The following is a 19,909-nucleotide window of genomic DNA, read 5'->3' as shown; positions in this document are numbered from 1 at the left end:
AGACCTTATTTTCAAGCATTCCCAACCTTTTTTCCCGAATTTTATCTGTATTTTCCCTCTCCCTGTCGTAAACAAAACGGCCACTAAGCCCTTTAAGCGTCACTTTTATGGAAAAAAGCATGCGCCCCAGAGAGAAATGGTGTATTTTTAGAAAAAAACAACGATATGAAGCCACGCTATCTCTTGACGCTGGTTCTGTTCTTAAGCCTAGCAGTGGGCTTTGCGCAGCAAAACACAGCGGAAAAAAATTACGTCAGCACCCACTATACCAAAAAAACCTTTAAAATCCCCATGCGGGACGGGGTGCACCTCCACACTGAGGTCTATGTCCCGAAGGACAAAAGCCGCGCTATCCCGTGGTCATGCAGCGCACCCCTTACAGCGCTGGCCCCTACGGTGAGGCCATGAAAACCAGCCTCGGCCCCTCCGAAACCATGATGAAGGAAGGCTATATTTTTGCCTACCAAGATGTGCGGGGACGCTGGATGTCGGAAGGTACCTATGACAACATGCGGCCTACACGACCTGACCGGAGTTCAAATGAAGTCATCGATGAAAGTACGGATACCTATGATACCATCGAGTTTTTACTTGAGGCTCTCGGCGAAGAGAGCAATGGACGCTTCGGGCAGTGGGGCATCTCTTACCCGGGCTTCTACTCGGCTGCCTCCCTACCCTATGCCCACCCCGCCCTGAAGGCTGTCTCCCCACAGGCACCCATCGGAGACTTCTATTTCGATGACTTCCACCATAATGGCGCCTACTTCCTGAGCTACTGGGTGGCCACCGCAGTGTTTGGCTACCAGCATGAGGGCCCTACCGATAAGCCTGGTATAAAATGGTCGATACTGGCACGAGGGATGCCTACCAGTTTTTTATGGACATGGGCTCACTGAAAAATGCAGACCAGTACTATGGCCCCGATAATTTCTTCTGGACACAGCTGAAGGAAAATCCCGACTACAACAGTTTCTGGCAGGAACGCAGCATCATCCCACACCTGAAAGAAAATATCCGCCCTGCGGTGATGACTGTGGGCGGCTGGTTCGATGCCGAAGACCTCTACGGGCCGCTGACGATTTACAAAACCATCGAAAAACATAACCCCGACACCTATAATACCCTGGTCATGGGCCCTTGGTCGCATGGAGACTGGGCACGCGAGCGCGGCAGACAGCAGGTGGCGAACATTTACTTTGGCGACAGCCTGAGCACGAACTACCAGCGCGAGATCGAGGCCACCTTTTTCCGCCACTTCCTGAAAGAAGAGGGCGATGGCAAAACCGGTCTCCCCGAGGCCTACGTTTTCGATACCGGCAAGCATGGCTGGGCCTCCTTCGAGCAGTGGCCGCCGAAAAATAGTGCTGAAATCAGCTTTTACACCCATGCGAATGGGCGGCTGAGCACTTCGCCTGCGGCAAAGGCACAAAAAGCAGCTTCATCTCGGATCCTTCCAAGCCCGTTCCCTACAGCCAGGACATTAAATTTAATTTCACCCCGAGGAAGTACATGGCCGATGACCAGCGCTTTGCCGCCAGGCGGCCAGACGTGCTCGTCTTCGAAACCGAAGTACTGGAGGAGGACATTACCCTAGTCGGCGAGGTGCTGGCCGAACTGCTTGTAAGCACCGATGCAGGAGATGCCGACTGGATCGTGAAACTGGTAGATGTCTTCCCTGCGGACACCCCCGATCATCCCCATGTACAGGCAGGAGTGCATCTGAGCAACTACCACATGATGGTGCGCTCCGAAGTGATTCGAGGACGCTACCGCGAAGACTTCAGTAGCCCGAAACCTTTCGAGGCGAATGTTCCCACCGAGGTGCCGCTCCTGCTTCAGGACGTTTTCCACACCTTTAAAAAAGGACATAAAATCCAGATCCAGATTCAGAGCACGTGGTTCCCGCTGATCGACCGCAACCCGCAGCGTTATGTGGAGAACATTTTCCAAGCGGAGGATAGCGATTTCATCCCAGCGCTCCATAGCGTGTACCATGAAGGCACGCGGATTAAAACCCGTCGCATGCAGCCCTAAACTGAGGCCCAGAATGACTGCAGTTTTTTCCCTTTTGGGCTAGGCCCAAAGTCCAGGGGCACAAAATGGAAAGGCCCCCTAAACCGCATGGTATAGGGGGCACTTTTTTGCTTCCAGCCGTGTCGGGTTCCTAAAAAATGCGTATCATACCGAAGCATGGGCCACAAAAAAATAAAGTATAAAAAATCCGACTTTCCGCCATCAGTTCAGAAGAAATGCCAATCCTTTTCTCTGTTCTGATGCTTTAAAGGTACGCAGCCCTTCGCAGGCTAATCGGTAACAAAATACTTATGATTCATTGACAGCAGATTTTTTTTCATTTCGCGAAAAACACCTTTTGTCACAGGGGGGCCATTTAAGAAATTTTCCACTAAAAAAGGTGCCTTACAGCACCTGATGAATAACCTCTGTGAGCTCCTTCGGATTGATCGGCTTCGAAACAAAGGCCGCGGCACCCTCCTCGATCGCTTTCGCGGCGATCTCATCATCCCCATAACGGGTGATCAAGATGACTTTGGCCTCGGCCTTCTCGGCACGCATGTGCTGTAAAATCTCGATTCCATTCATATCGGGCAGCCGATAATCCAATATGGCCAAGTCAAAGGTGTTTAAAGCAATCAACTCCTTCGCGTCTTTTCCGTTTTGCGCATCGCGCACCTCATAGCCCTGCTTGGACAAAAAACGTGTCAGCATCTTGCAAAACACCACATCATCTTCAACAATTAATATCTTCGCACTCATCTGATTCCTTTTTTGGTTAATTTAGTGATTCCTGTTCTTTTCTCCAAAGGTCCGGATCGCATGCTGGTCGATCGCATACACAGCCATTACAGACTGTACGAAACCTTTAATCAACTCATCCACCCCTAGCCCCAGCTGGCCGAAGTTACGAATATCGAAGAGCATCAAGCGCTCATCCGCATAGGTCCAGCCATCTTCACCCTTCACCGAGAGATTTGTGCCGTACACCTCCCAAGAGTCCATGCCCTCCGGCAGTGCCTGATTCAGCGGAAAACGCGAGCGCCGGCTATACACGGCCAGCGGGCGTACACCTTCTTCTGTCGCATGCATCATTAAACGCAAGTCAAAAGCAAAACTTCTGCCTTTCGAGTCAGGAATCGTACCGACGTGGTACCATGCATTAGAGGTATCCTGCCCGGGAACATAATTGCTTTGGATCAACTGCTGCACCAAAAAGCGATCTTCCTTATTTATAGCTTTCAGGGCGCGTGCTAATTCTTCCTCCGAAACCACGGTATAGACCCCTTGACCGGCGTTCGAATCGGGAACCTTGATGACCATGGCGCCCCCTAAGGCATGAAAATGCTCTTCTATAGCCTCATACGGCACATCACGGACAGTTTGCGGCGTAAAAATACTCAATCCTTTCGAAGCAAAGGTCTCATTAAAGGCATCATAGGCCTCACTGGCCACCTTTTTATTACGCCCACCGGACAAGCAGGCCTCTATCGGGTTTAGAAGCAGCGTTTTCGCCTGCTCCGGAATCCGCGTCCAAGGTTCCTGAGTCACATACCGGAAGGCTGCGCGGACCTCTTCCCAGCGCTCCTGCTCCCCACGAATATGAAGCTTTCCGTCGATAAACTTCGCAGGAGGATCCTGATCCGCCTTATCGAATTTCGCGATCAAAACATCCTCTCCCATCACATCAGCTATCGTAGCCGCATAACCCAAATTTTCCATCGGGTTTTTATCGTAAAGCACGGCCAGCTTACCCGTTTCCGGATGCGCATCGATCATCGGCTTGAAAGTCTTTTCGATCAACCGACGGTAGCCCCCCTGCTCCACATTTAGATCCAAAAGCGGCATGGACTTTTGGCCCGAAGGGCAAGAGTTGGTCTCTATCAGCGTCAACTTCCGATTGCCTTCATGGTTGATGACATGCATCATATCCGTTCCCGCCCAGCGGAAATACGTAGGCTGATAGCGAAATAAACCTAACAGCGCCTCCTTATCCGTCTGCGGATGGATACGATGATAGCGCTCCGCCATCTGCTCGTGACTCAAGTTGAGAAAATAGGCCACCAGTGGATGGATGTTCGAGTTCAACACCCGCGGATACCAATGGTCCGTAGCCTCGAAATCTCCCTGTTCCACCAGGTGTACATGATTGGAAATACTTAATTTCATCTTTAAATCGCTTTATGCTTGAAAGTTTTCTATAAATTCGATAACGTAATCGCGGTTTTTCCACAGCATCAGCACCCCACTGAGCACCATGCTGGCCACCACGATCTTACGGAAAAACAAGTCCGACATGCGGGCCAAAATCTTCTTGCCCACATACACCGCCAAAATGGAGGACACCCCGATCAGTAAACCGTAGGTAATCACCTCCCCCGTCACGTAACCAAAATAAGCGTAACTGATAATTTTCGTGATATGCAGCACGATTGCATTGGCACTACGCGTACCCAGCAGGCTTTCCTTGCTAATACCATAGTTCAGGTAAGCGGAATTCATCAGGGTCCCACCCCACCGATCAGGCCGGAGAGAAAGGAAACGACTAGCCCCATGGGGCAAAATGCCATGCCTTAATTTGAAATCGAGGCTTTTTTTCCTTCCGATTAAACTGGAAAATGGTTGAAACGAGTAATAAACCGATTAACACCTGCAAGAAATCTGCCGATAAGCTGGCAAACAGGCTCGCACCGAGAATGGAGCCCACGATGGTGGAGGGGAATAGCCAGGCGAAAAGCTTCCAGTCGATGTCCCGCCAGAAAAACAAGACCTTCGAAGTCGAGCTCATCCCGATGCTGATGGCCATCACGGCGCCACCGCCTTCACGCCCACCACTACCGCCACCAGCGGCATTAATAACAAGCTAGCCCCACCTCCTGTTAAGGTACTAAGAATAAAAACAACAAATGCTCCCAAGAGCACGAGAAGGAGTTGGATCATATATTTTCTTACTTAAAACTAATTCCTAAGCAATTAAAAGAAAATAGCATGCCAGTTTTCTGTTTTGCTCCCTTTTCTTAGTATCTTCATTTAAAAATAACACACTTTATGGCATTACACGAGGTAAATGTCGCCCTGCTGGGCCAACTTTGCGAAACTCCGGGCGCTCCCGGCTTTGAAAAACCTATCCGCGACTTGATTTTAAGCGAGTTAAAGGGCCTCGCCGACGAGGTGTACGTCGATAACCTGGGCTCCGTAGTGGCCGTGAAGCGCGCTGCGCAAAACCTTCGGGTAAAAAAGTGATGCTGGCCGCCCACATGGATGAGATCGGCTTTATCGTCACACACATCGACGAACAAGGTTTCGTACGCTTCCACACCTTGGGGGGCTTCGACCCCAAAACACTGACCGCCCAGCGCGTCATCATCCATGGTAAAAAGCCTCTCATCGGCGTTATGGGCTCCAAACCGATTCACGTGATGAGCCCCGAAGAGCGCAACAAACTCCCGAAAACCAGCGATTATTTTATCGATCTCGGCCTATCGAAAGAAGAGGTAGAAGCCTGCATCCAAGTAGGCGATCCCATCACCCGCGAGCGCTCCCTCATCGAAATGGGGCACTGCGTCAACTGTAAATCCATCGATAACCGCGTGGCCGTATATGTGCAGCTGGAGGCTTTGCGCCAGCTAAAAAACCCTTCTGTAGATGTCTATGCCGTATTCACCGTTCAGGAGGAAGTGGGCATCCGCGGCGCCATGGTGGCTGCCCATCACATCAATCCTGATTTTGGAATCGCGCTGGACACGACCATCGCTTTCGACGTCCCCGGTGCGCAGCCGCATGAACAAATTACAGCACTGGGGAAAGGAGCCGCGATCAAAGTCATGGATGCCATGAGCATCTGCGACTACCGCATGGTCAGTTTTATGAAACAGGTGGCCCAAGAGCAGGAAATTCCCTATCAGCTGGAAATCCTCACTGCGGGAGGCACCGATACCGCCGGGGTGCAGCGCATGGGCAAGCAGGGAGCCATCGCCGGAGCGATCTCCATACCCACACGCCACCTCCATCAGGTGATCGAAAGCGCGCATAAGGCAGACATCGTAGGCAGTGTGAACCTCCTGGTGGCGTGCTTGGAGCGCTTGCACACCTATAACTGGGAGCATTGACAGCTAATTTGCGCCGGGGCGCAAAATAAAAAGAGGGCTTCATCAGCCCTCTTTTTATTTCTTATAACCTGTAAAACAGATTGACTCTTGGTCAAGAAAGCTTTTGTAGGCTTTCCTCCAGGGCTTTGATCTTAGCCTCCGCATCTGCCTGTTTTTGTCTTTCGTTCGCCACCACCTGCTCTGGCGCACCTGCTACGAAACGCGCATTGCTCAGTTTTTTCTGAACGGAAGCCAGAAAACCTTTGGTGTACGCCAATTCTTTCTCGATCGTTTCGCGCTCTTTTTCCAGATCGATCTGTTCGCCTAAAGGCAAAAAGCACTCATCAGCCTTCACGACGAAACTGATGGCTCCCTCTACCTCTGAGCCGAATTGAACATCGGTCAGGTTTGCTAATTTCATCAAAATCGCTTTGTAGGCTGTGTAGCGCGTTTCCTGCTGGGTGTTGACCGTAAGCACAAAGGCCTCCTTCGGAGAGATTCCTTTAGCGCTGCGCACATTACGTATCTGCGTGACTACATCGAAAATTTGGGCTGCATCCTGAAGAATCGCTGGATCGAAGGTCTCTTTTTTAGGCCACGAGGCTACGATCAGGGCATCTCCCTCCTCTCGGTCGCGCAGTGCATGCCAAAGCTCCTCGGTGATAAAAGGCATAAAAGGGTGCAGGAGTTTTAACACACGCTCGAAAAAGCCGACTGTCTGCTCATACGTAACCGGGTCGATCGGCTGCTGATAGGGGGGCTTCACCATTTCCAGGTACCAAGAGCAGAAATCATCCCAGACCAACTTATACGTAGTCATTAACGCATCGGAAATGCGGAATTTTTCGAAGTGATCTTCGATTTCCGCGAGGGCTGCCTGGAAACGGTTTTCAAACCAGCTACCTGCTGCGGGGGCCTGCACTTCGGCGGTCTCACTTACCTCCCAGCCTTTTACCAGACGGAACGCATTCCAGATCTTATTCGCAAAATTACGCCCTTGCTCCACCAGTTTTTCATCGAAAGGCAGGTCATTGCCCGCAGGGCTACTGAAAAGCATGCCCGTACGTACGCCATCTGCCCCGTAATCGCGAATGAGCGCGAGAGGGTCCGGAGAATTACCGAGTGACTTCGACATCTTACGGCCCTGCTTATCGCGGACGATACCTGTGAGGTAAACATTTCTAAATGGCTTCTCTCCCGTGTATTCATAGCCTGCCATGATCATACGCGCCACCCAGAAAAATAAAATTTCAGGTGCCGTCACCAGGTCATTCGTAGGGTAGTAGTACTTGAGCTCCTCATTCGGTGCCTCTCCGCCGAAAACGCGCGTGTCGAACACCGATAGTGGCCAGAGCCAAGAGCTGAACCAGGTGTCCAGGACGTCTTCATCCTGCCGCAGGTCTTCCGGGGCAAAAGACTGTCCGTAGGTTTCTTCCGCGATACGGAGCGCCTCCTCTGCTGTTTTGGCCACGACGAATTCCCCATTGGGAAGGTAGTAAGCCGGAATACGGTGCCCCCACCACAGCTGCCTCGAAATACACCAGTCGCGCACATTTTCCATCCAGGCGCGGTACATGTTTTTAAATTTTGGAGGATGCAGCTGGATTACATCCTCCATCACATTTCGGAAAGCTGGCTGCGTGATTTCATCCATTTTCAAGAACCACTGCAGGGAAAGTCGCGGCTCCACCACGGCATCCGTGCGCTCCGAGTGCCCCACATTAGAGGTGTAAGGCTCCACCTGCAGGAGATGCCCTTCCGCCTCCAGCATTTTGGCGATTTTCTTTCGCGCCACGAAGCGATCCTCCCCGACGAGGATTTCCGCTTGTGCGTTCAGGCGGCCATCTTCGGCCAATATATCGATGACGGGCAGCTTATGCCGCAGACCGATTTCATAGTCATTTAAATCATGTGCAGGAGTTACCTTTAGGCAGCCGGTGCCGAACTCCATATCCACATAGCTGTCGGTGATGACAGGAATGCGGCGCTTGATTAGCGGGATATACACCTCTCGACCGTGCAGATGCTGAAAACGGGAATCTTCCGGATGCACGCAGATCGCCGAATCTGCCATAATCGTTTCGGGACGCGTCGTCGCGATGGTCAGAAACTCCTCACTATCTGCCAGCTGGTACCGAATGTGGTACAGATGAGACGCCACCTCTTTGGTAATCACTTCATCATCAGAGAGAGCCGTTTTTCCTGCCGGGTCCCAGTTGACCATCCGCACACCGCGATAGATTTTCCCCTTTCGGTACAGGTCGATAAACACATCGATCACCGCCCCGCTAAGGTCCTCATCCATGGTAAACTTCGTGCGCTCCCAGTCGCAGGAGGCCCCCAGTTTTTTCAGTTGTTCCAGGATAATACCGCCATACTTCTCCTTCCACTCCCAGGCATAGTGTAAAAATTCCTCACGGCTCAGGCTACTTTTTTCGATGCCTCGTTCCTTTAGCATGGCCACCACTTTCGCTTCTGTAGCGATGGAAGCATGATCAGTTCCCGGCACCCAGCAGGCGTTTTTACCCTCCATGCGTGCCTTTCGGACGAGCACATCCTGTAGCGTATTATTCAGCATGTGCCCCATGTGCAGCACACCGGTCACATTAGGAGGTGGGATAACCACAGTATAAGGCTCCCGCTCCGGATCTACAGTGGAGCGAAAAAAACCCTTTTCCTGCCAGTAGGCGTACCACTTGTTCTCCGTTGCTTCCGGTTGGTATTTCGTATCTAAAGCCATGATTCTCTCGTATAAAAACTAATTTCAAAGCGCAAAATTAAGGGAATTAACCATTTTATATGTACTTTCAGGAGCCTTTTCCTCAGGAAAGCCATCCAGATAAGGAATTACACCCCTATACAGCACTTGCCTACGGCGGGAGCTTTGGCCTTCGGCCAAAACCCAATGCCCGTAATCCATAGATTTTCTTAAATTTGCTGTTAAAAGCTATTCTTCATGACTAAATCGACTATAAACCCATTAACAAGCTGGGTAGAAATCCCCAAAAACTCTGATTTTACGATTTACAACCTCCCCTTTGGAGTTTTTAAAAACAAGCGCTTGTCTCCACGCATCGGGATCGCGATCGGGGATAAGATCGTAGATTTAGCCGTCCTGCACGATACCGGTTTTTTTTCCGACCTTAGCCAGCTACCCGCAGATATTTTCCTCCGAGACAGCCTAAATGCTTTCATCGCCTTAGGCAAGCCGGTTACGCGTCGTGTGCGTGAAAAGGTGCAGGAACTACTGTTAGCCGACAATGAAGCCCTGCGCGACCATCAGATTCGTGGGAAGGCGATGGTCAACAGAAAAGAGGCCACCATGCTCCTCCCCGTCCGCATCCAAGACTATACTGATTTTTATTCCAGCATCGAGCACGCTACGAATGTAGGGGCCATGTTTCGGGATCCGGAGAATGCATTACTGCCCAACTGGCGCCATCTTCCTGTCGGCTACCACGGCCGCGCCTCTTCCATCGTGCCTTCGGGTACCGCTATCCACCGTCCAAAAGGGCAGTACAAGGACCCTTCCATGGAAAACCCGGAGTTTGGCCCTAGCCGAAGAATGGATTTCGAACTAGAGCTGGCCTTTATCACCGGTAAAGCCACTAAGTTAGGGGATAGCATAAGCACTGCGGAGGCTGAGGAACATATTTTTGGTTTTGTGCTGTTTAATGACTGGTCCGCGCGTGACATACAGGCTTGGGAATATGTGCCTTTAGGGCCCTTTTTGGGTAAAAATTTTGGTTCCAGCATCAGTCCCTGGGTGGTCACACTCGAAGCGCTGGAGCCTTCCGCGTGGCAGGTCCGGTTCAGGATCCACCCGTTTTGCCCTACTTGCAGTGTGAGGCTCCTCATGGCTTTGACATCCAGCTGGAAGTTTATATCAAACCCAAGGATGCTGCTTCGACGAAGGTGTGCACCTCTAATTTTAAATACATGTACTGGAACATTGCCCAGCAGCTAGCGCACCACACCGTAAATGGATGTAATATCAATGTCGGCGACATGTATGCTTCTGGCACTATTTCCGGGCCTACGCCTGACAGTTATGGCTCCATGTTAGAGTTGTCCTGGAAAGGCACGAAGCCCCTAACACTTAAAGAAGGTGGTGAGCGTAAGTTTTTAGCCGATCATGATACCGTGATCATGAAGGGCTTCGCCCAAAAAGAGGGTATCCGCGTAGGTTTCGGAGAGGTAAGTAGCGAGTTACTTCCCGCCAAGGAGTAGGCAGGCGCTTCGTTTTCTACCAAGTGGGTAGATAGGGAAATAGTCTTTATCTACCCTCTCTCCACTCCCTACGTCTTATCCCGTGGGAGGCCCCTGGATATTCCGGAGCATGCTGCCCCCCTCGATGGGGGTGAAAATTTGCCCTATGAAGAAGTGAGGGGGCCCAATCAAACCGATGGGCCCAACACTCCTAATCATACGACTTCGGTGCAAAGGTCACCTTCGGTCGTTTCCTACTGATGGTAAATATCGTACAAAATGAAGCGATAAAGCAATATCAAAAATAATAAAGTCCGAATAATAGGGGGCTAGACCACCTTCCCTTGTCGTTTCCGAAATTTCCCGGATTTCTTTTAGGGATATCAGCTTTCCATAGTGCTTGGCTACGATGCGCAAGCAGGTAGGACCACAGTCCTTTGTGTCGGGTTGTTTGTAGAAGGGGAAGGAGGTTTTCAAGTTATTTTACAGAATATTGAATAAAAAAAATTTATGAAATGTTAGGCTATTCCATTAATTCTCTCATTGATTTTCAATTTTTAGCCCAACTCTAAACAACCTAATATAATCTTGCTCTTCTTCTTCATTAGGCTTCTCCATCATCCAAAGCTGTCCATCTCGGACCAACATGCTACTTGGCTCAAGACCTTCAGGCACAAAATCGTAGATTCTATTGCCTATGGAGTCCAGAACGGCGATCCTATAAGGGTATTTTAAATTCATCCTAGCATTAAATTCTAATGTTTCTTCTTTAGATTAATTAGAGAATCGCATTTCGAGATCTGCTTCATCATATCCTGGGAAATAGGCTACTAGGAAATACCCGTCAAGTTTTTTAACATTTAAAATTATCCCTGTATTAAACCTTAACCCAAAAAATGTCCAATCCGAAGAGAAACTATCAGCACCTTTGAAATGCCTATATTCTGGCAGATTAATGGGGAAACTTGTGATTAAAGAATAAGGAGGACTATTTTTGTAGACATAGATTACAGGCTCCAACCCAAAAATCACGTAGATTCGGTCATCAGCTAAATGAAATACCGGGTCCCATGCATTTCTAAAAAAACATTTTCCATTTCTGAAAATACTGCTTTCAGGAAATTGAATTATGGGGTCTTTTTCTCCCGTCTCCGAAATATCAACTAAATTAACCCGCGAAAGCGCTTTTCCATTAAAATCATATATCCAAAACGCATTGATACCATAAACCAAAAAACTCATGTCATCCAACAATCTCATAGAACTCAATAATATTCCATAAGAATCTGGAACATCTCCAAATTTTGAAAATGAGTTTATAATTTTTCCATCAAAGTCCGCCAGTACGATCTCTTGAGAATGAGCCCCCCCCCTCTTCTAAAAGCACAGTTTTAGAAATAAGATTCAAGTCATGAACTTTAAGATTGCCTATGTAATCAATTCGTATACTGTCTAATTTTTCAAATAAAATAGTTTCCTTTTCAATTTCACTAGTATTCTTTGTATGCTTCTCTTTCTCACAAGAGAGGAAACATATTGAAAATAAAATAAGAAGTCCAAAATTTTTCATGCAACACAAGAATTAATAATGTCAAAATCACTGGCTACCAAAAATAGGCAGCCAGTTTAAAACAACAAGTCATGTAAAATTACCAACCACTACCAGGACCGCAGTAACCGGTGGTACCACAGCTATCACAACACCAACGTGTGCCTGGATATTGCGAAGCTAATGCCTGAGCAGTTGCTTTATTAATTCCACAAAATCCACCCATTCCACTCCAACCACAAGTACCAGAAGTACCATATCCCCCCGTAATCTTCTTCATCTGACTTCTTCCCAATACCTCATCTGAAGTAAGTCTTAGCATTTCTAAACTTAACTTTTTCATGATTTTTTAGTTTTATTGAAAATTAAAATCTCCAGACATTTGGGTCAGCCGAAGCCTCTGACCATTCATCGCGACTGAATATTTTTTATCACCTAAAGGAGTTCTTTTAAACCAGAATATATTTTAGATCCTCCAAACTGTAAACTTTTGGCAGCTCATATCCATTAGTAAAGATTCCTGCTCGGGATGGGATGCTACTCTTGCTTTGAGATAGCCCTTTGAAAAAGGGATATCCAGTAGCAACAGAATTTTCTTCAAAATCAAAAAGGAATTCTCCATAAAACTTAAGTTTTAAAGCACCTAATTATTCTACCGATTGCTTGAAAAAATCAAAACATATTTAAAATTAATCATTATATTTTTAAATTCCAAATACGCGAAACACTGCAACCCTTTGAAAATCATTAAATTAAATTGCTACACACTAATATATCAGAATTAAATTTTATACMACACGTTTTACCCCCCCCTAATTCAAAATAATCAATACTCTAATTTACTAATTGCATAATTTAAAACTTTTTTCACTCTTTTTTATAAAAAGTAAAAGTACAATTTTATAAAAATCACATTTCTGAATGTAAGTTCACTGAAAATATCCGAAACAAGTGAAATATTGATACGGGTAGTCAGGTGGAGCAATATCCAACTTCGCAGCACTTCTGCGCTCATCCTGCCCAAAAACAGCATGATCTGGGCAAAAAGGACCAGGTAGATAAAGTTAATATCATGGTTTTGGATCCCCACATCGACAATACTCTGGGTCAGGAAAGGAAAAATCAACTGCAAGAGACTGCCTACCAGCAATCCGATGGTCAGTTGTGCAATGAGGTTTTTATAATTGAAGAGGTACTTGAAAAGGAAGCTGAGGGAACGTTGTTCATAATCCTCCCACATCATTTTCCTGAAGGCAGGGGTAGGTTCCAGCAAAAGGGTGATTCCCTCTTTGGTATTTTCATCGGCATTGTTGCCGATCCATCTGGAGATAAATTCTTCTTTGGAATACCGGATAAGGCCATAGGCAGGATCTGAAATATAGACGATATCATTTCTGATTTTATATACCACCACAAAGTGCTGCTTGTCCCAATGGGCAATCAGTGGCAGTGGCGCCTGTTTGAGTTTATCAAAACTAGGCTTGGCCCCGATAGTTTTAAAACCCATGGCTTCAGCAGCATCACTCAGTTTCAATAAGCTGCTTCTTTCCCTTGTCGTTTCCGATATCTCCCGGATTTCCTTTGATGATACCAGTTTGCCATAGTGCTTGGCTATAATGCGTAGGCAGGTGGGACCACAGTCTTTAGCATCGGGTTGTTTATAGAATGGGAAGGATTTCATTGGAAAAAGGAAGTGAACTTCTAAAACTTCATTTTTAAACTTCTCTTATAAAAAGTAATACTTAACATCTATTTCAATTTTACAATGCCAATGATGGGGTTTTGCTCTTCAAATTCTTTAGATGCATATTTTGAATTTTTAACAAAATAAAAAACATTATGAACAGTATCCAATGGACGCAACAGCACTCTATCTCCATCATCATCCAAAATTCCTAATTCAAAATTATATGCTCTTTCGTTTTTTTTATCAAAAATTAACATCATTATCTCATTTCCAGATTTAAAGTAATGAGAAGTGATATAATTGGAAGTATTTACGATGTTACAAATCCAATAAATTTTGTTTCCTTTTTCATCCTTATTAGGTTTAGGAAAGTTGAGTTTTGCAAATGGTTCCAACTTATTGTCAATATACTCAAACAGGGTATCACGAAGTATTGGTTCATTAGTTGTGACAGGAGTGTAAACAAATTTTTTCAAATTATAGCCGCTCCAATAGTGACGGTACCCTAATGTAGAAGCTGACCTTTTCTCTAAAAAAACCTTCCTTAGCATAAGGGTATCCAAAATATCCAATTCTGAATCCATGGTATATAATACTGTTTGATTAAAATATCCTCCATCTACTTTGATGTCATACATTTGGGTGATTGCTTTTAGATTTCCATCAGAGTATTCTAAAAAATCAAAATTTGTTGGTAACTTTCTCTCTATCAAAAGTTCGTGATTTTCCGAAAAAACCATCACTTTTCCACCACTGCCCAAGAAAAAGTTTCCTGTTCTACTGTCCCATGCAAATCCTGTTAGAAACCTATATTCTCCTGGACCATCTCCCTTTTTTCCCAGACTTTTTATATACTTACCATCATCATCAAAAATCAAGACCCTCCCTGTTCCATCAACCACATATAACAAGCCTCCGAAAAAATATACTTCTGATATTCGGCTTATTAAAACTTCCGAATTTGTTTCCAGTTTGACAATCTTTATTGATTTCGAAAGCATATCCAATTTTAATTCGTTGTCTATATTTTGAGGGACCTCTATATATAGCATATTTGATGTATCGGACCTATTACAGGAAGTCAAAACCAGAACCACAAATGAGATACTGAGTACAATTAAAATTTTTTTCATAATTAAATTAATAAATCATTATTTTTGCACTTAGTAATTTTTAATTAATTGACATGATGTTTAAGGTAGGGTTTAGAATCCCAAACCCTACCTAAATCCTGCTATGCTCCGTTGCAGGTAACGTCAGCTTGATCACAAACTACTTGAGCTACTTCTAGTGCCTCACTAGTATCATCGGCGGCTACTAAGAATTGGTCCCCTTGACCAGGACCACCTACATGTCCACAATAACATACCCATGATCCTCCACCTGCCCCCCCAGTAATTTTCTTCATCTGACTTCTTCCCAATACCTCATCTAAAGTAAGTCTTAACATTTCTAAGCTGAACTTTTTCATTTTCTTTGGATTTTTTTGAATATTAGACTCCCCGGACATTAAGGTCAGCCGAAGCATCTGACCATTCATCGCGACAGAATATTTTTATATCAAAATATATTTTAGATCTTCTATACTGTAAGCTTTAGGTAATTCATACCCATTGATAAAGATTGTGGGAGTGTAACTGATATTTTCCTGTTCGCACCAATTTAGCATGTCTTGTGTGCGGGATTCCTGAGTTTTCAGTTCTCCGTTCATAGGGTATTTGGCCGCAAAAGCTTCATACTCCTTCTTCTCTGGCAGGTACCAATCGTCAAGTGCCTGTATGATTTCCTCCTGATTGGCCTGAGCAGCTAATACCCAAATGATCTTTGCAAAAGAATCTGATTGCTATAATTCTTTTTTTCTGAGCTTAAATACTGAATACATGGAATGGGTGATTTCAGAATCTTCTCTGTCCTTTTCCCTCATTAGGATTTTTCCGCCACCTAAATTAAGGAGTTCGGAGTTAGGCTCGATACCGTCCGGAAAAAGCAGTTCTTTGAAGAAAGCATTTTCTCCATAAGTATAGCAAAATCGGTATAATTGAGTATCCTGTATCGGGGAATACATGGCGTTCAGCTCTTTTTTTCTTGCTAACTCCAGCTCACTCATCCCGGAATATCTAAGAATAAGGAAACCATGATCAAAAACCGGAAATAGCTTTACAGTCTTACCCTTTCCTTTATCAAACAATTCATTCTTTTCCAAAGTTATTTGCCGTTTCATATCGAAATCAAGATCCAATCCGTAGATTCCGATAGTGAGAGAGTTATCAAATGAAAGGTATAGAAGCTTGTTTTTGGAGTCAAGGTAATAAACTGGCGTAAGTTCGAATTCTTTATCTTTCGGTTTGTACTGACTGTACAGTTTAAAATCGATTGGCAGTTTCCAAATCAAATTGTCATTGGAAGAATCAAAAACCTCAATAATATGTCTATTTCCAGACTTTGATTGTATTTCGTCAAAAGGTATTTTAATATTGGGAAAAAAGGAAGTGAACACAAAAGGCTTCTTTGTATCCTCCCTAAAGTAGTAAGGGGTCTTGAATTTTGGCCCTCCATATACTGTCAAACCAAATTGGGAGCGTATTTCCATAGCTTTTTCACATCCCAATTTTCGTCATACCAAATAAGTGCATTTGAGCTTTGTAGTAGTACTCCCCCACCGACCTCATTAAATGCCGCTGCGCTAAGATTACTGTTGTATTCGTTTGGCCCCTCCCCAATTCTCTTTACTTCCTGAACGATCTGTCCTTCCTTATCTATGACCAGGAAGCTCCTCGTAATGGGATCGTATCCTAAGTAATTCCCGCTGAAGGCATGATGGTCTAAAATCCTGAAACGCGTATCTCTTCGGACAACAAAAGAGTCAACCTTTACCAAATCAATGTGATAGGCTTCTTGGTTAGTCTCTTTACCCTGACAAGCATAAAACATCAGTAGTATAACAATAGTATACTTCCCAATCCCGAAATAACCCAAATTAATTTTGCATTTCAGCGTCATGATTAAAATTAAATTTTACGAGATTTATATAGATATGATTTTTTTATTTCTTGTGAGTGGGGTTATTTCCCATCCGAAAATAACCCCAAAACTGTCAAGAACAACCCGTTTCAACACAATAAGCAGGGCCACCATTTTCAGAGCATTCAAGAGATGCATCAGTAGGACATTTGCCTGATCCGCTTGATTGGGTGCCGTCCTCACATGTTAAGGTATGACTGCAAGAAATACCCCCAGTAATCTTCTTCATCTGACTTCTTCCCCAGAATATATTTTAGATCCTCCAAACTGTAAACTTTTGGCAGCTCATAACCTTTGATAAAGATTGCTGCTCGGGATGGGATGCTACTCTTGCTTTCAGATAGCCCTTTGAAAAAGGAAGACCCAGTAGCAACAGAATTTTCTTCAAAATCAAAAAGGAATTCTCCATAAAAACTTAAGTTTTAAAGCATCTAATTATTCTACCGATTGCTTGAAAAAATAAAAGCACATTTAAAACTAATCATTATATTTTTAAATTCCAAATACGCGAAACACTGCAACCCTTTGAAAATCATTAAATTAAATTGCTACATACTAATATATCAGAATTAAATTTTATACAACACGTTTTACCCCCCCCAATTCAAAGCAATCAATAGACTAATTTACTCATTACAGAATTTAAAATTTTTTCCTCTTTTTATAAATAGTATAAATGCATCCGTTCGACGAATCCCATATTTTCTGTAGGCGTGGGATTTTGTAGTCTTGCAGAATGAAAGAAGAAGCAGAAAAGTACGATCAAGAGGCTGCGCAGTATGTCGTAGGGCAGTTGTATTTACCGATTACATCAAGCTACTGCCTTCTAACTGGGCCAAATACAGAGGCCAATTATAAATCCAATACGTAGTTCGTCGAACGGATACCCTTAATTGATTTATCTTGGAATGCTATGTTTTTCATATGAAACATTAGTTAAATAGGAGGCTTTCTAATAGAACCCTTAGCTCTTTAGAATCCGGCTTTGGCGCATTTTGATGGATCAATTTACCTTCTTTATCAAAAATAAGGTATCGGGGTATTAGATCGACATTTAATTTGTTGAGAAACTCAGATTCTTCTAAATTCATCACAACAAATGATCTATTGGGAATTGCAATATGATATTTCTCCACAACGCTTTCCCAAAATTTATTGTTTTTGTCAATGGACAAATAAACTACCTCAAACCCCAGGTCATGATAATCCTCATGCAAAGCCAATGAAGCAGGAAATGACCGGATACAAGGGATGCACCATGCTGCCCACAGATCAATGTACAGATAATTCCCTTTTTTCTGCTCTAAAACTTCCTCGAAAACAGTAAGTTTTTTCCTAGACCCATCAAGTCCATATCGGCTTTTTGTCCGATAAATGCGCTATTCATGGCCTTTAAAAAATCAAATTGGGCTTTATCAGTCAGTTCGGGCCCATACCGGTTTAACCAAACCTCTGCCTCTGCAAATGATAAAAAAGGAAGGCTTTGTTCCAGATATTTGAAGAGCATCGTCTTACCAAAGGGACTTTTGGTATCTTTTGTAAATACCGATTCCTGCCGGGACAGAACATCGGAGGCTTTTGAGGTCAATAGGAAATCCACGAAGTCATTCATGTAAACATTTTTAAAATTATACGGACTGTCCCACTCCGAACCTAGGATTGATTCAATTGCTGCCTCCGTGTCAAACTTTCCATTGTCCACATCAAAGAATTTTAACTTTTCCAGTTCAAATCTTGCCTTTGAACTATAAAATTCAGCGACCTTCTCGGACACCAACTTCGCTTTTCTCAAGGAATCGATCCAACTAAGTTCTGCATTAAGGCTATTTTTTGCCTCGTTTTTACCATGATTAAGTTCAACCTTGAGGTCTAATTGAATCACTGAGGCAACATTGGAATTCCATAAAAAGTAAAAATCCTGAAGTTTTGTATAGTTAGATGGGTAAAGTTCGCGGTTTCGCATTACTTCCATATTGTCTTGATAGGGAGTTGTCTTCCTGTTAATGGTTTTCATCCAAGGATTTCTTTGATGAATGCCCAACAACAAGGTGTCCCCTTTTGTAAACAAAAAACTGTATTGGGATTGGCTATTTTCCTTATATACCAACTCTATCATTTCCCGGTCTGTGGGGATAATCCAATGATTGGTGATGGTGTCCCCAAAAAACCGATAGTAACGGGCAATGATTCGTCATTAATATATTTCAATGAAGCTTTTTGTTGTCTCAAAAAGTCAAAAGAAAGGGTATCACTTATGATCAAAACAATTTGATTCCCCTGGTTTTCCTTTCCACTTATTTGACCACTATAATTACAAGAGCAAAAGAGTGCGATTGTAATACCCAAAAAAATCAGGGTCATGCAATTGATTTGGAATGTCAATTCAGTCTTTTGCATTGCTTTTAAATTGTTCTTCCAGACTTCGGTATCTTTCAAGACTTCTGATAATGGCAGTATCCAAGGCATGATTGTTAATCCAGACATTGTTTTCCCAAAAATCCTGTTCATACTTGAAAAGGTTTGGTTCCAAAATCTGGTCTCTTTTTTAAGATCTCCTTAAAAGGGATTCTTTTGAGCTTTTCGGTCTTCACTTCATCAAACCAAACGGTATGAATATCCATTTGATGAGCTCCAATGTTGCGATTTACAAATCGGATAGCTTTGTGGACCAGTTTTTCAGGATAGTACTTCTCTCCGAACTTTTTATATTTCATAAGGAACTGTTCATACAATTCTCTTTCTGCATCCATATACCTAGTCACCTGATACTCAACGACAGCAAAATCCCTACTGTTAACTTTGATATAGGAAGTTCCTATCGGAGGGTCTGTCGTTCCATAAGCAATGGTGTAAATGGTATCCTTATCCAAAATTTCATACCCAATAAATTTTTGATAAACAGGCTTTTCAATACTACCAAAGAATTCGTCTGAATATCCCTTTACGTTTAATGGACTACTCTCAAGGTAGTTTTTCCTGATAAAATTATTTTCATACAATTGAATTATTGGGTTATCCGGTACAACATTATAGCCGGTAAATGGCTGAGAATCCCTGAACTTTCTTAAAAACAGGAGGTAAGTAGAGTCTATTTCAGCAAAATCATCGCTGGCTCTAAAATTTTGTATTTTGACTTTCGCCCCTGTGACGTCTTTGTTATAAGCAACATCTTCTACTAATACTTGAGCTTCTACCAAATGGGTAAATTCTTCATAATTAGTAGAAACTTTCCGGTAAAGCCCTGTCATTTGATGTCTTTTTCAGGKATWATTTGGAATATTTTGAATAACCTTTAGAAGGAATCTCCGGGTAAATTTTCCTCCGGCCTTACGGTTATCTCTT

The 19,909-nt window shown here is 44.2% G+C and carries 24 protein-coding genes and 2 pseudogenes; 7 read left to right on the top strand and 19 right to left on the bottom strand.

Features of this window, described 5'->3' with window-relative positions; translation table 11 throughout:
• The first annotated feature begins 165 nt into the window (after positions 1-165).
• Genes A3SI_RS22650 through A3SI_RS22635 form a run of 4 tightly spaced genes read left to right on the top strand, consistent with a single transcriptional unit; the run spans position 166 to position 2,034 of the window.
• Positions 166-408, top strand: a complete 243-nt coding sequence (locus A3SI_RS22650) for a hypothetical protein (protein WP_009055533.1) — start codon at positions 166-168, stop codon at positions 406-408.
• Entirely contained in the window at positions 363-896 is a 534-nt protein-coding gene (locus tag A3SI_RS22645; protein WP_316929160.1) for a CocE/NonD family hydrolase, read from the top strand. The genes A3SI_RS22650 and A3SI_RS22645 overlap by 46 nt, the downstream gene beginning before the upstream one ends.
• Complete coding sequence (locus tag A3SI_RS22640; protein ID WP_316929159.1) at positions 839-1,594, top strand: CocE/NonD family hydrolase; 756 nt, start codon at positions 839-841, stop codon at positions 1,592-1,594. The genes A3SI_RS22645 and A3SI_RS22640 overlap by 58 nt, the downstream gene beginning before the upstream one ends.
• Positions 1,510-2,034 (top strand): CocE/NonD family hydrolase C-terminal non-catalytic domain-containing protein, encoded by a 525-nt coding sequence (locus A3SI_RS22635; RefSeq protein WP_316929158.1) that lies wholly within the window; start codon positions 1,510-1,512, stop codon positions 2,032-2,034. Before A3SI_RS22640 ends, A3SI_RS22635 begins: the two co-directional genes overlap by 85 nt.
• Positions 2,035-2,418: 384 nt before the next feature.
• Here A3SI_RS22635 and A3SI_RS09840 read toward each other — a convergent pair whose 3' ends face one another.
• Genes A3SI_RS09840 through A3SI_RS21630 form a run of 5 tightly spaced genes read right to left on the bottom strand, consistent with a single transcriptional unit; the run spans position 2,419 to position 4,953 of the window.
• Positions 2,419-2,775 (bottom strand): response regulator, encoded by a 357-nt coding sequence (locus A3SI_RS09840; RefSeq protein ID WP_009055531.1) that lies wholly within the window; start codon positions 2,773-2,775, stop codon positions 2,419-2,421.
• A gap of 21 nt (positions 2,776-2,796) precedes the next feature.
• Positions 2,797-4,182 carry an ATP-grasp domain-containing protein gene (locus tag A3SI_RS09835; RefSeq protein WP_009055529.1) on the bottom strand — a complete coding sequence of 462 codons (1,386 nt, stop codon included), beginning with the start codon at positions 4,180-4,182 and terminating at the stop codon, positions 2,797-2,799.
• A gap of 12 nt (positions 4,183-4,194) precedes the next feature.
• On the bottom strand, positions 4,195-4,515 hold the full coding sequence (locus A3SI_RS20785; protein WP_238531706.1) for a sulfite exporter TauE/SafE family protein: 321 nt from the start codon (positions 4,513-4,515) through the stop codon (positions 4,195-4,197).
• Positions 4,516-4,558: 43 nt separating this feature from the next.
• Positions 4,559-4,819: a sulfite exporter TauE/SafE family protein gene (locus A3SI_RS20780; protein WP_238531708.1), complete on the bottom strand. Its 261-nt coding sequence runs from the start codon at positions 4,817-4,819 to the stop codon at positions 4,559-4,561.
• Positions 4,819-4,953: a hypothetical protein gene (locus A3SI_RS21630; protein WP_262491773.1), complete on the bottom strand. Its 135-nt coding sequence runs from the start codon at positions 4,951-4,953 to the stop codon at positions 4,819-4,821. The genes A3SI_RS20780 and A3SI_RS21630 overlap by 1 nt, the downstream gene beginning before the upstream one ends.
• Positions 4,954-5,061: 108 nt before the next feature.
• Between A3SI_RS21630 and A3SI_RS09825 the strand changes: the two are divergent.
• Positions 5,062-6,122: pseudogene (locus A3SI_RS09825) on the top strand (M42 family metallopeptidase).
• Positions 6,123-6,213: 91 nt separating this feature from the next.
• Here the strand turns inward: A3SI_RS09825 and A3SI_RS09820 are convergent.
• Positions 6,214-8,841 (bottom strand): valine--tRNA ligase, encoded by a 2,628-nt coding sequence (locus tag A3SI_RS09820; protein ID WP_009055528.1) that lies wholly within the window; start codon positions 8,839-8,841, stop codon positions 6,214-6,216.
• A gap of 216 nt (positions 8,842-9,057) precedes the next feature.
• Here A3SI_RS09820 and fahA point away from each other — a divergent pair.
• A pseudogene (fahA, locus tag A3SI_RS09815) lies at positions 9,058-10,331 on the top strand (fumarylacetoacetase).
• A 216-nt stretch (positions 10,332-10,547) separates the two neighbouring features.
• Here the strand turns inward: fahA and A3SI_RS20775 are convergent.
• The 9 genes from A3SI_RS20775 to A3SI_RS09780 all read right to left on the bottom strand — a co-directional run bounded on the left by A3SI_RS20775 (position 10,548) and on the right by A3SI_RS09780 (position 16,546).
• Positions 10,548-10,787 (bottom strand): cysteine peptidase family C39 domain-containing protein, encoded by a 240-nt coding sequence (locus A3SI_RS20775; protein ID WP_262491772.1) that lies wholly within the window; start codon positions 10,785-10,787, stop codon positions 10,548-10,550.
• Positions 10,788-11,084: 297 nt separating this feature from the next.
• Complete coding sequence (locus A3SI_RS17455; RefSeq protein WP_009055526.1) at positions 11,085-11,552, bottom strand: hypothetical protein; 468 nt, start codon at positions 11,550-11,552, stop codon at positions 11,085-11,087.
• A gap of 88 nt (positions 11,553-11,640) precedes the next feature.
• Positions 11,641-11,880: a hypothetical protein gene (locus A3SI_RS09805; protein WP_040670643.1), complete on the bottom strand. Its 240-nt coding sequence runs from the start codon at positions 11,878-11,880 to the stop codon at positions 11,641-11,643.
• Between the two features lie 79 nt (positions 11,881-11,959).
• Entirely contained in the window at positions 11,960-12,202 is a 243-nt protein-coding gene (locus A3SI_RS18245) for a hypothetical protein (protein WP_083836489.1), read from the bottom strand.
• Positions 12,203-12,736: 534 nt separating this feature from the next.
• Positions 12,737-13,540, bottom strand: a complete 804-nt coding sequence (locus A3SI_RS09800; protein ID WP_050977476.1) for a cysteine peptidase family C39 domain-containing protein — start codon at positions 13,538-13,540, stop codon at positions 12,737-12,739.
• 68 nt (positions 13,541-13,608) lie between these two features.
• Positions 13,609-14,679 (bottom strand): 6-bladed beta-propeller, encoded by a 1,071-nt coding sequence (locus A3SI_RS09795; RefSeq protein WP_009055524.1) that lies wholly within the window; start codon positions 14,677-14,679, stop codon positions 13,609-13,611.
• A gap of 101 nt (positions 14,680-14,780) precedes the next feature.
• A complete protein-coding gene (locus A3SI_RS09790) occupies positions 14,781-15,086 on the bottom strand; it encodes a hypothetical protein (protein WP_009055523.1) in 306 nt (101 codons plus the stop codon).
• Between the two features lie 303 nt (positions 15,087-15,389).
• Entirely contained in the window at positions 15,390-16,136 is a 747-nt protein-coding gene (locus tag A3SI_RS09785; RefSeq protein ID WP_009055522.1) for a hypothetical protein, read from the bottom strand.
• Positions 16,109-16,546 carry a hypothetical protein gene (locus A3SI_RS09780; protein ID WP_009055521.1) on the bottom strand — a complete coding sequence of 146 codons (438 nt, stop codon included), beginning with the start codon at positions 16,544-16,546 and terminating at the stop codon, positions 16,109-16,111. The genes A3SI_RS09785 and A3SI_RS09780 overlap by 28 nt, the downstream gene beginning before the upstream one ends.
• A 757-nt stretch (positions 16,547-17,303) precedes the next feature.
• Between A3SI_RS09780 and A3SI_RS21625 the strand changes: the two genes are divergently transcribed.
• Positions 17,304-17,438, top strand: a complete 135-nt coding sequence (locus A3SI_RS21625) for a hypothetical protein (RefSeq protein WP_262491771.1) — start codon at positions 17,304-17,306, stop codon at positions 17,436-17,438.
• Between the two features lie 61 nt (positions 17,439-17,499).
• Here A3SI_RS21625 and A3SI_RS23250 read toward each other — a convergent pair whose 3' ends face one another.
• The 4 genes from A3SI_RS23250 to A3SI_RS09755 all read right to left on the bottom strand — a co-directional run bounded on the left by A3SI_RS23250 (position 17,500) and on the right by A3SI_RS09755 (position 19,815).
• Positions 17,500-17,943: a TlpA family protein disulfide reductase gene (locus A3SI_RS23250; protein ID WP_083836487.1), complete on the bottom strand. Its 444-nt coding sequence runs from the start codon at positions 17,941-17,943 to the stop codon at positions 17,500-17,502.
• Positions 17,871-18,581 carry a hypothetical protein gene (locus A3SI_RS09765; RefSeq protein WP_156810263.1) on the bottom strand — a complete coding sequence of 237 codons (711 nt, stop codon included), beginning with the start codon at positions 18,579-18,581 and terminating at the stop codon, positions 17,871-17,873. The genes A3SI_RS23250 and A3SI_RS09765 overlap by 73 nt, the downstream gene beginning before the upstream one ends.
• A gap of 98 nt (positions 18,582-18,679) precedes the next feature.
• On the bottom strand, positions 18,680-19,051 hold the full coding sequence (locus A3SI_RS09760) for a hypothetical protein (RefSeq protein WP_162098445.1): 372 nt from the start codon (positions 19,049-19,051) through the stop codon (positions 18,680-18,682).
• Positions 19,052-19,071: 20 nt separating this feature from the next.
• Complete coding sequence (locus A3SI_RS09755) at positions 19,072-19,815, bottom strand: hypothetical protein (protein ID WP_009055514.1); 744 nt, start codon at positions 19,813-19,815, stop codon at positions 19,072-19,074.
• Positions 19,816-19,909 lie beyond the last annotated feature (94 nt).

It is taken from the genome of Nitritalea halalkaliphila LW7 (assembly GCF_000265075.1).
Classification (GTDB): Bacteria; Bacteroidota; Bacteroidia; order Cytophagales; family Cyclobacteriaceae; genus Nitritalea; species Nitritalea halalkaliphila.
The sequence above is the reverse complement of the archived record's forward strand: the minus strand, read 5'-3'. Positions and strand labels throughout refer to the sequence as shown.

What these genes read in the sequence shown, in the direction of transcription:
- A3SI_RS22650 (WP_009055533.1), top strand. Translation starts at nt 166, where the DNA reads ATGAAGCCACGCTATCTCTTGACGCTGGTTCTGTTCTTAAGCCTAGCA.
- A3SI_RS22645 (WP_316929160.1), top strand. Translation starts at nt 363, where the DNA reads ATGCAGCGCACCCCTTACAGCGCTGGCCCCTACGGTGAGGCCATGAAA.
- A3SI_RS22640 (WP_316929159.1), top strand. Translation starts at nt 839, where the DNA reads ATGGTCGATACTGGCACGAGGGATGCCTACCAGTTTTTTATGGACATG.
- A3SI_RS22635 (WP_316929158.1), top strand. Translation starts at nt 1,510, where the DNA reads ATGGCCGATGACCAGCGCTTTGCCGCCAGGCGGCCAGACGTGCTCGTC.
- A3SI_RS09840 (WP_009055531.1), bottom strand. Translation starts at nt 2,775, where the DNA reads ATGAGTGCGAAGATATTAATTGTTGAAGATGATGTGGTGTTTTGCAAG.
- A3SI_RS09835 (WP_009055529.1), bottom strand. Translation starts at nt 4,182, where the DNA reads ATGAAATTAAGTATTTCCAATCATGTACACCTGGTGGAACAGGGAGAT.
- A3SI_RS20785 (WP_238531706.1), bottom strand. Translation starts at nt 4,515, where the DNA reads ATGAATTCCGCTTACCTGAACTATGGTATTAGCAAGGAAAGCCTGCTG.
- A3SI_RS20780 (WP_238531708.1), bottom strand. Translation starts at nt 4,819, where the DNA reads ATGGCCATCAGCATCGGGATGAGCTCGACTTCGAAGGTCTTGTTTTTC.
- A3SI_RS21630 (WP_262491773.1), bottom strand. Translation starts at nt 4,953, where the DNA reads ATGATCCAACTCCTTCTCGTGCTCTTGGGAGCATTTGTTGTTTTTATT.
- A3SI_RS09820 (WP_009055528.1), bottom strand. Translation starts at nt 8,841, where the DNA reads ATGGCTTTAGATACGAAATACCAACCGGAAGCAACGGAGAACAAGTGG.
- A3SI_RS17455 (WP_009055526.1), bottom strand. Translation starts at nt 11,552, where the DNA reads ATGAGTTTTTTGGTTTATGGTATCAATGCGTTTTGGATATATGATTTT.
- A3SI_RS09805 (WP_040670643.1), bottom strand. Translation starts at nt 11,880, where the DNA reads ATGAAAAATTTTGGACTTCTTATTTTATTTTCAATATGTTTCCTCTCT.
- A3SI_RS18245 (WP_083836489.1), bottom strand. Translation starts at nt 12,202, where the DNA reads ATGAAAAAGTTAAGTTTAGAAATGCTAAGACTTACTTCAGATGAGGTA.
- A3SI_RS09800 (WP_050977476.1), bottom strand. Translation starts at nt 13,540, where the DNA reads ATGAAATCCTTCCCATTCTATAAACAACCCGATGCTAAAGACTGTGGT.
- A3SI_RS09795 (WP_009055524.1), bottom strand. Translation starts at nt 14,679, where the DNA reads ATGAAAAAAATTTTAATTGTACTCAGTATCTCATTTGTGGTTCTGGTT.
- A3SI_RS09790 (WP_009055523.1), bottom strand. Translation starts at nt 15,086, where the DNA reads ATGAATGGTCAGATGCTTCGGCTGACCTTAATGTCCGGGGAGTCTAAT.
- A3SI_RS09785 (WP_009055522.1), bottom strand. Translation starts at nt 16,136, where the DNA reads ATGGAAATACGCTCCCAATTTGGTTTGACAGTATATGGAGGGCCAAAA.
- A3SI_RS09780 (WP_009055521.1), bottom strand. Translation starts at nt 16,546, where the DNA reads ATGACGCTGAAATGCAAAATTAATTTGGGTTATTTCGGGATTGGGAAG.
- A3SI_RS21625 (WP_262491771.1), top strand. Translation starts at nt 17,304, where the DNA reads ATGAAAGAAGAAGCAGAAAAGTACGATCAAGAGGCTGCGCAGTATGTC.
- A3SI_RS09765 (WP_156810263.1), bottom strand. Translation starts at nt 18,581, where the DNA reads ATGAAAACCATTAACAGGAAGACAACTCCCTATCAAGACAATATGGAA.
- A3SI_RS09760 (WP_162098445.1), bottom strand. Translation starts at nt 19,051, where the DNA reads ATGTCTGGATTAACAATCATGCCTTGGATACTGCCATTATCAGAAGTC.
- A3SI_RS09755 (WP_009055514.1), bottom strand. Translation starts at nt 19,815, where the DNA reads ATGACAGGGCTTTACCGGAAAGTTTCTACTAATTATGAAGAATTTACC.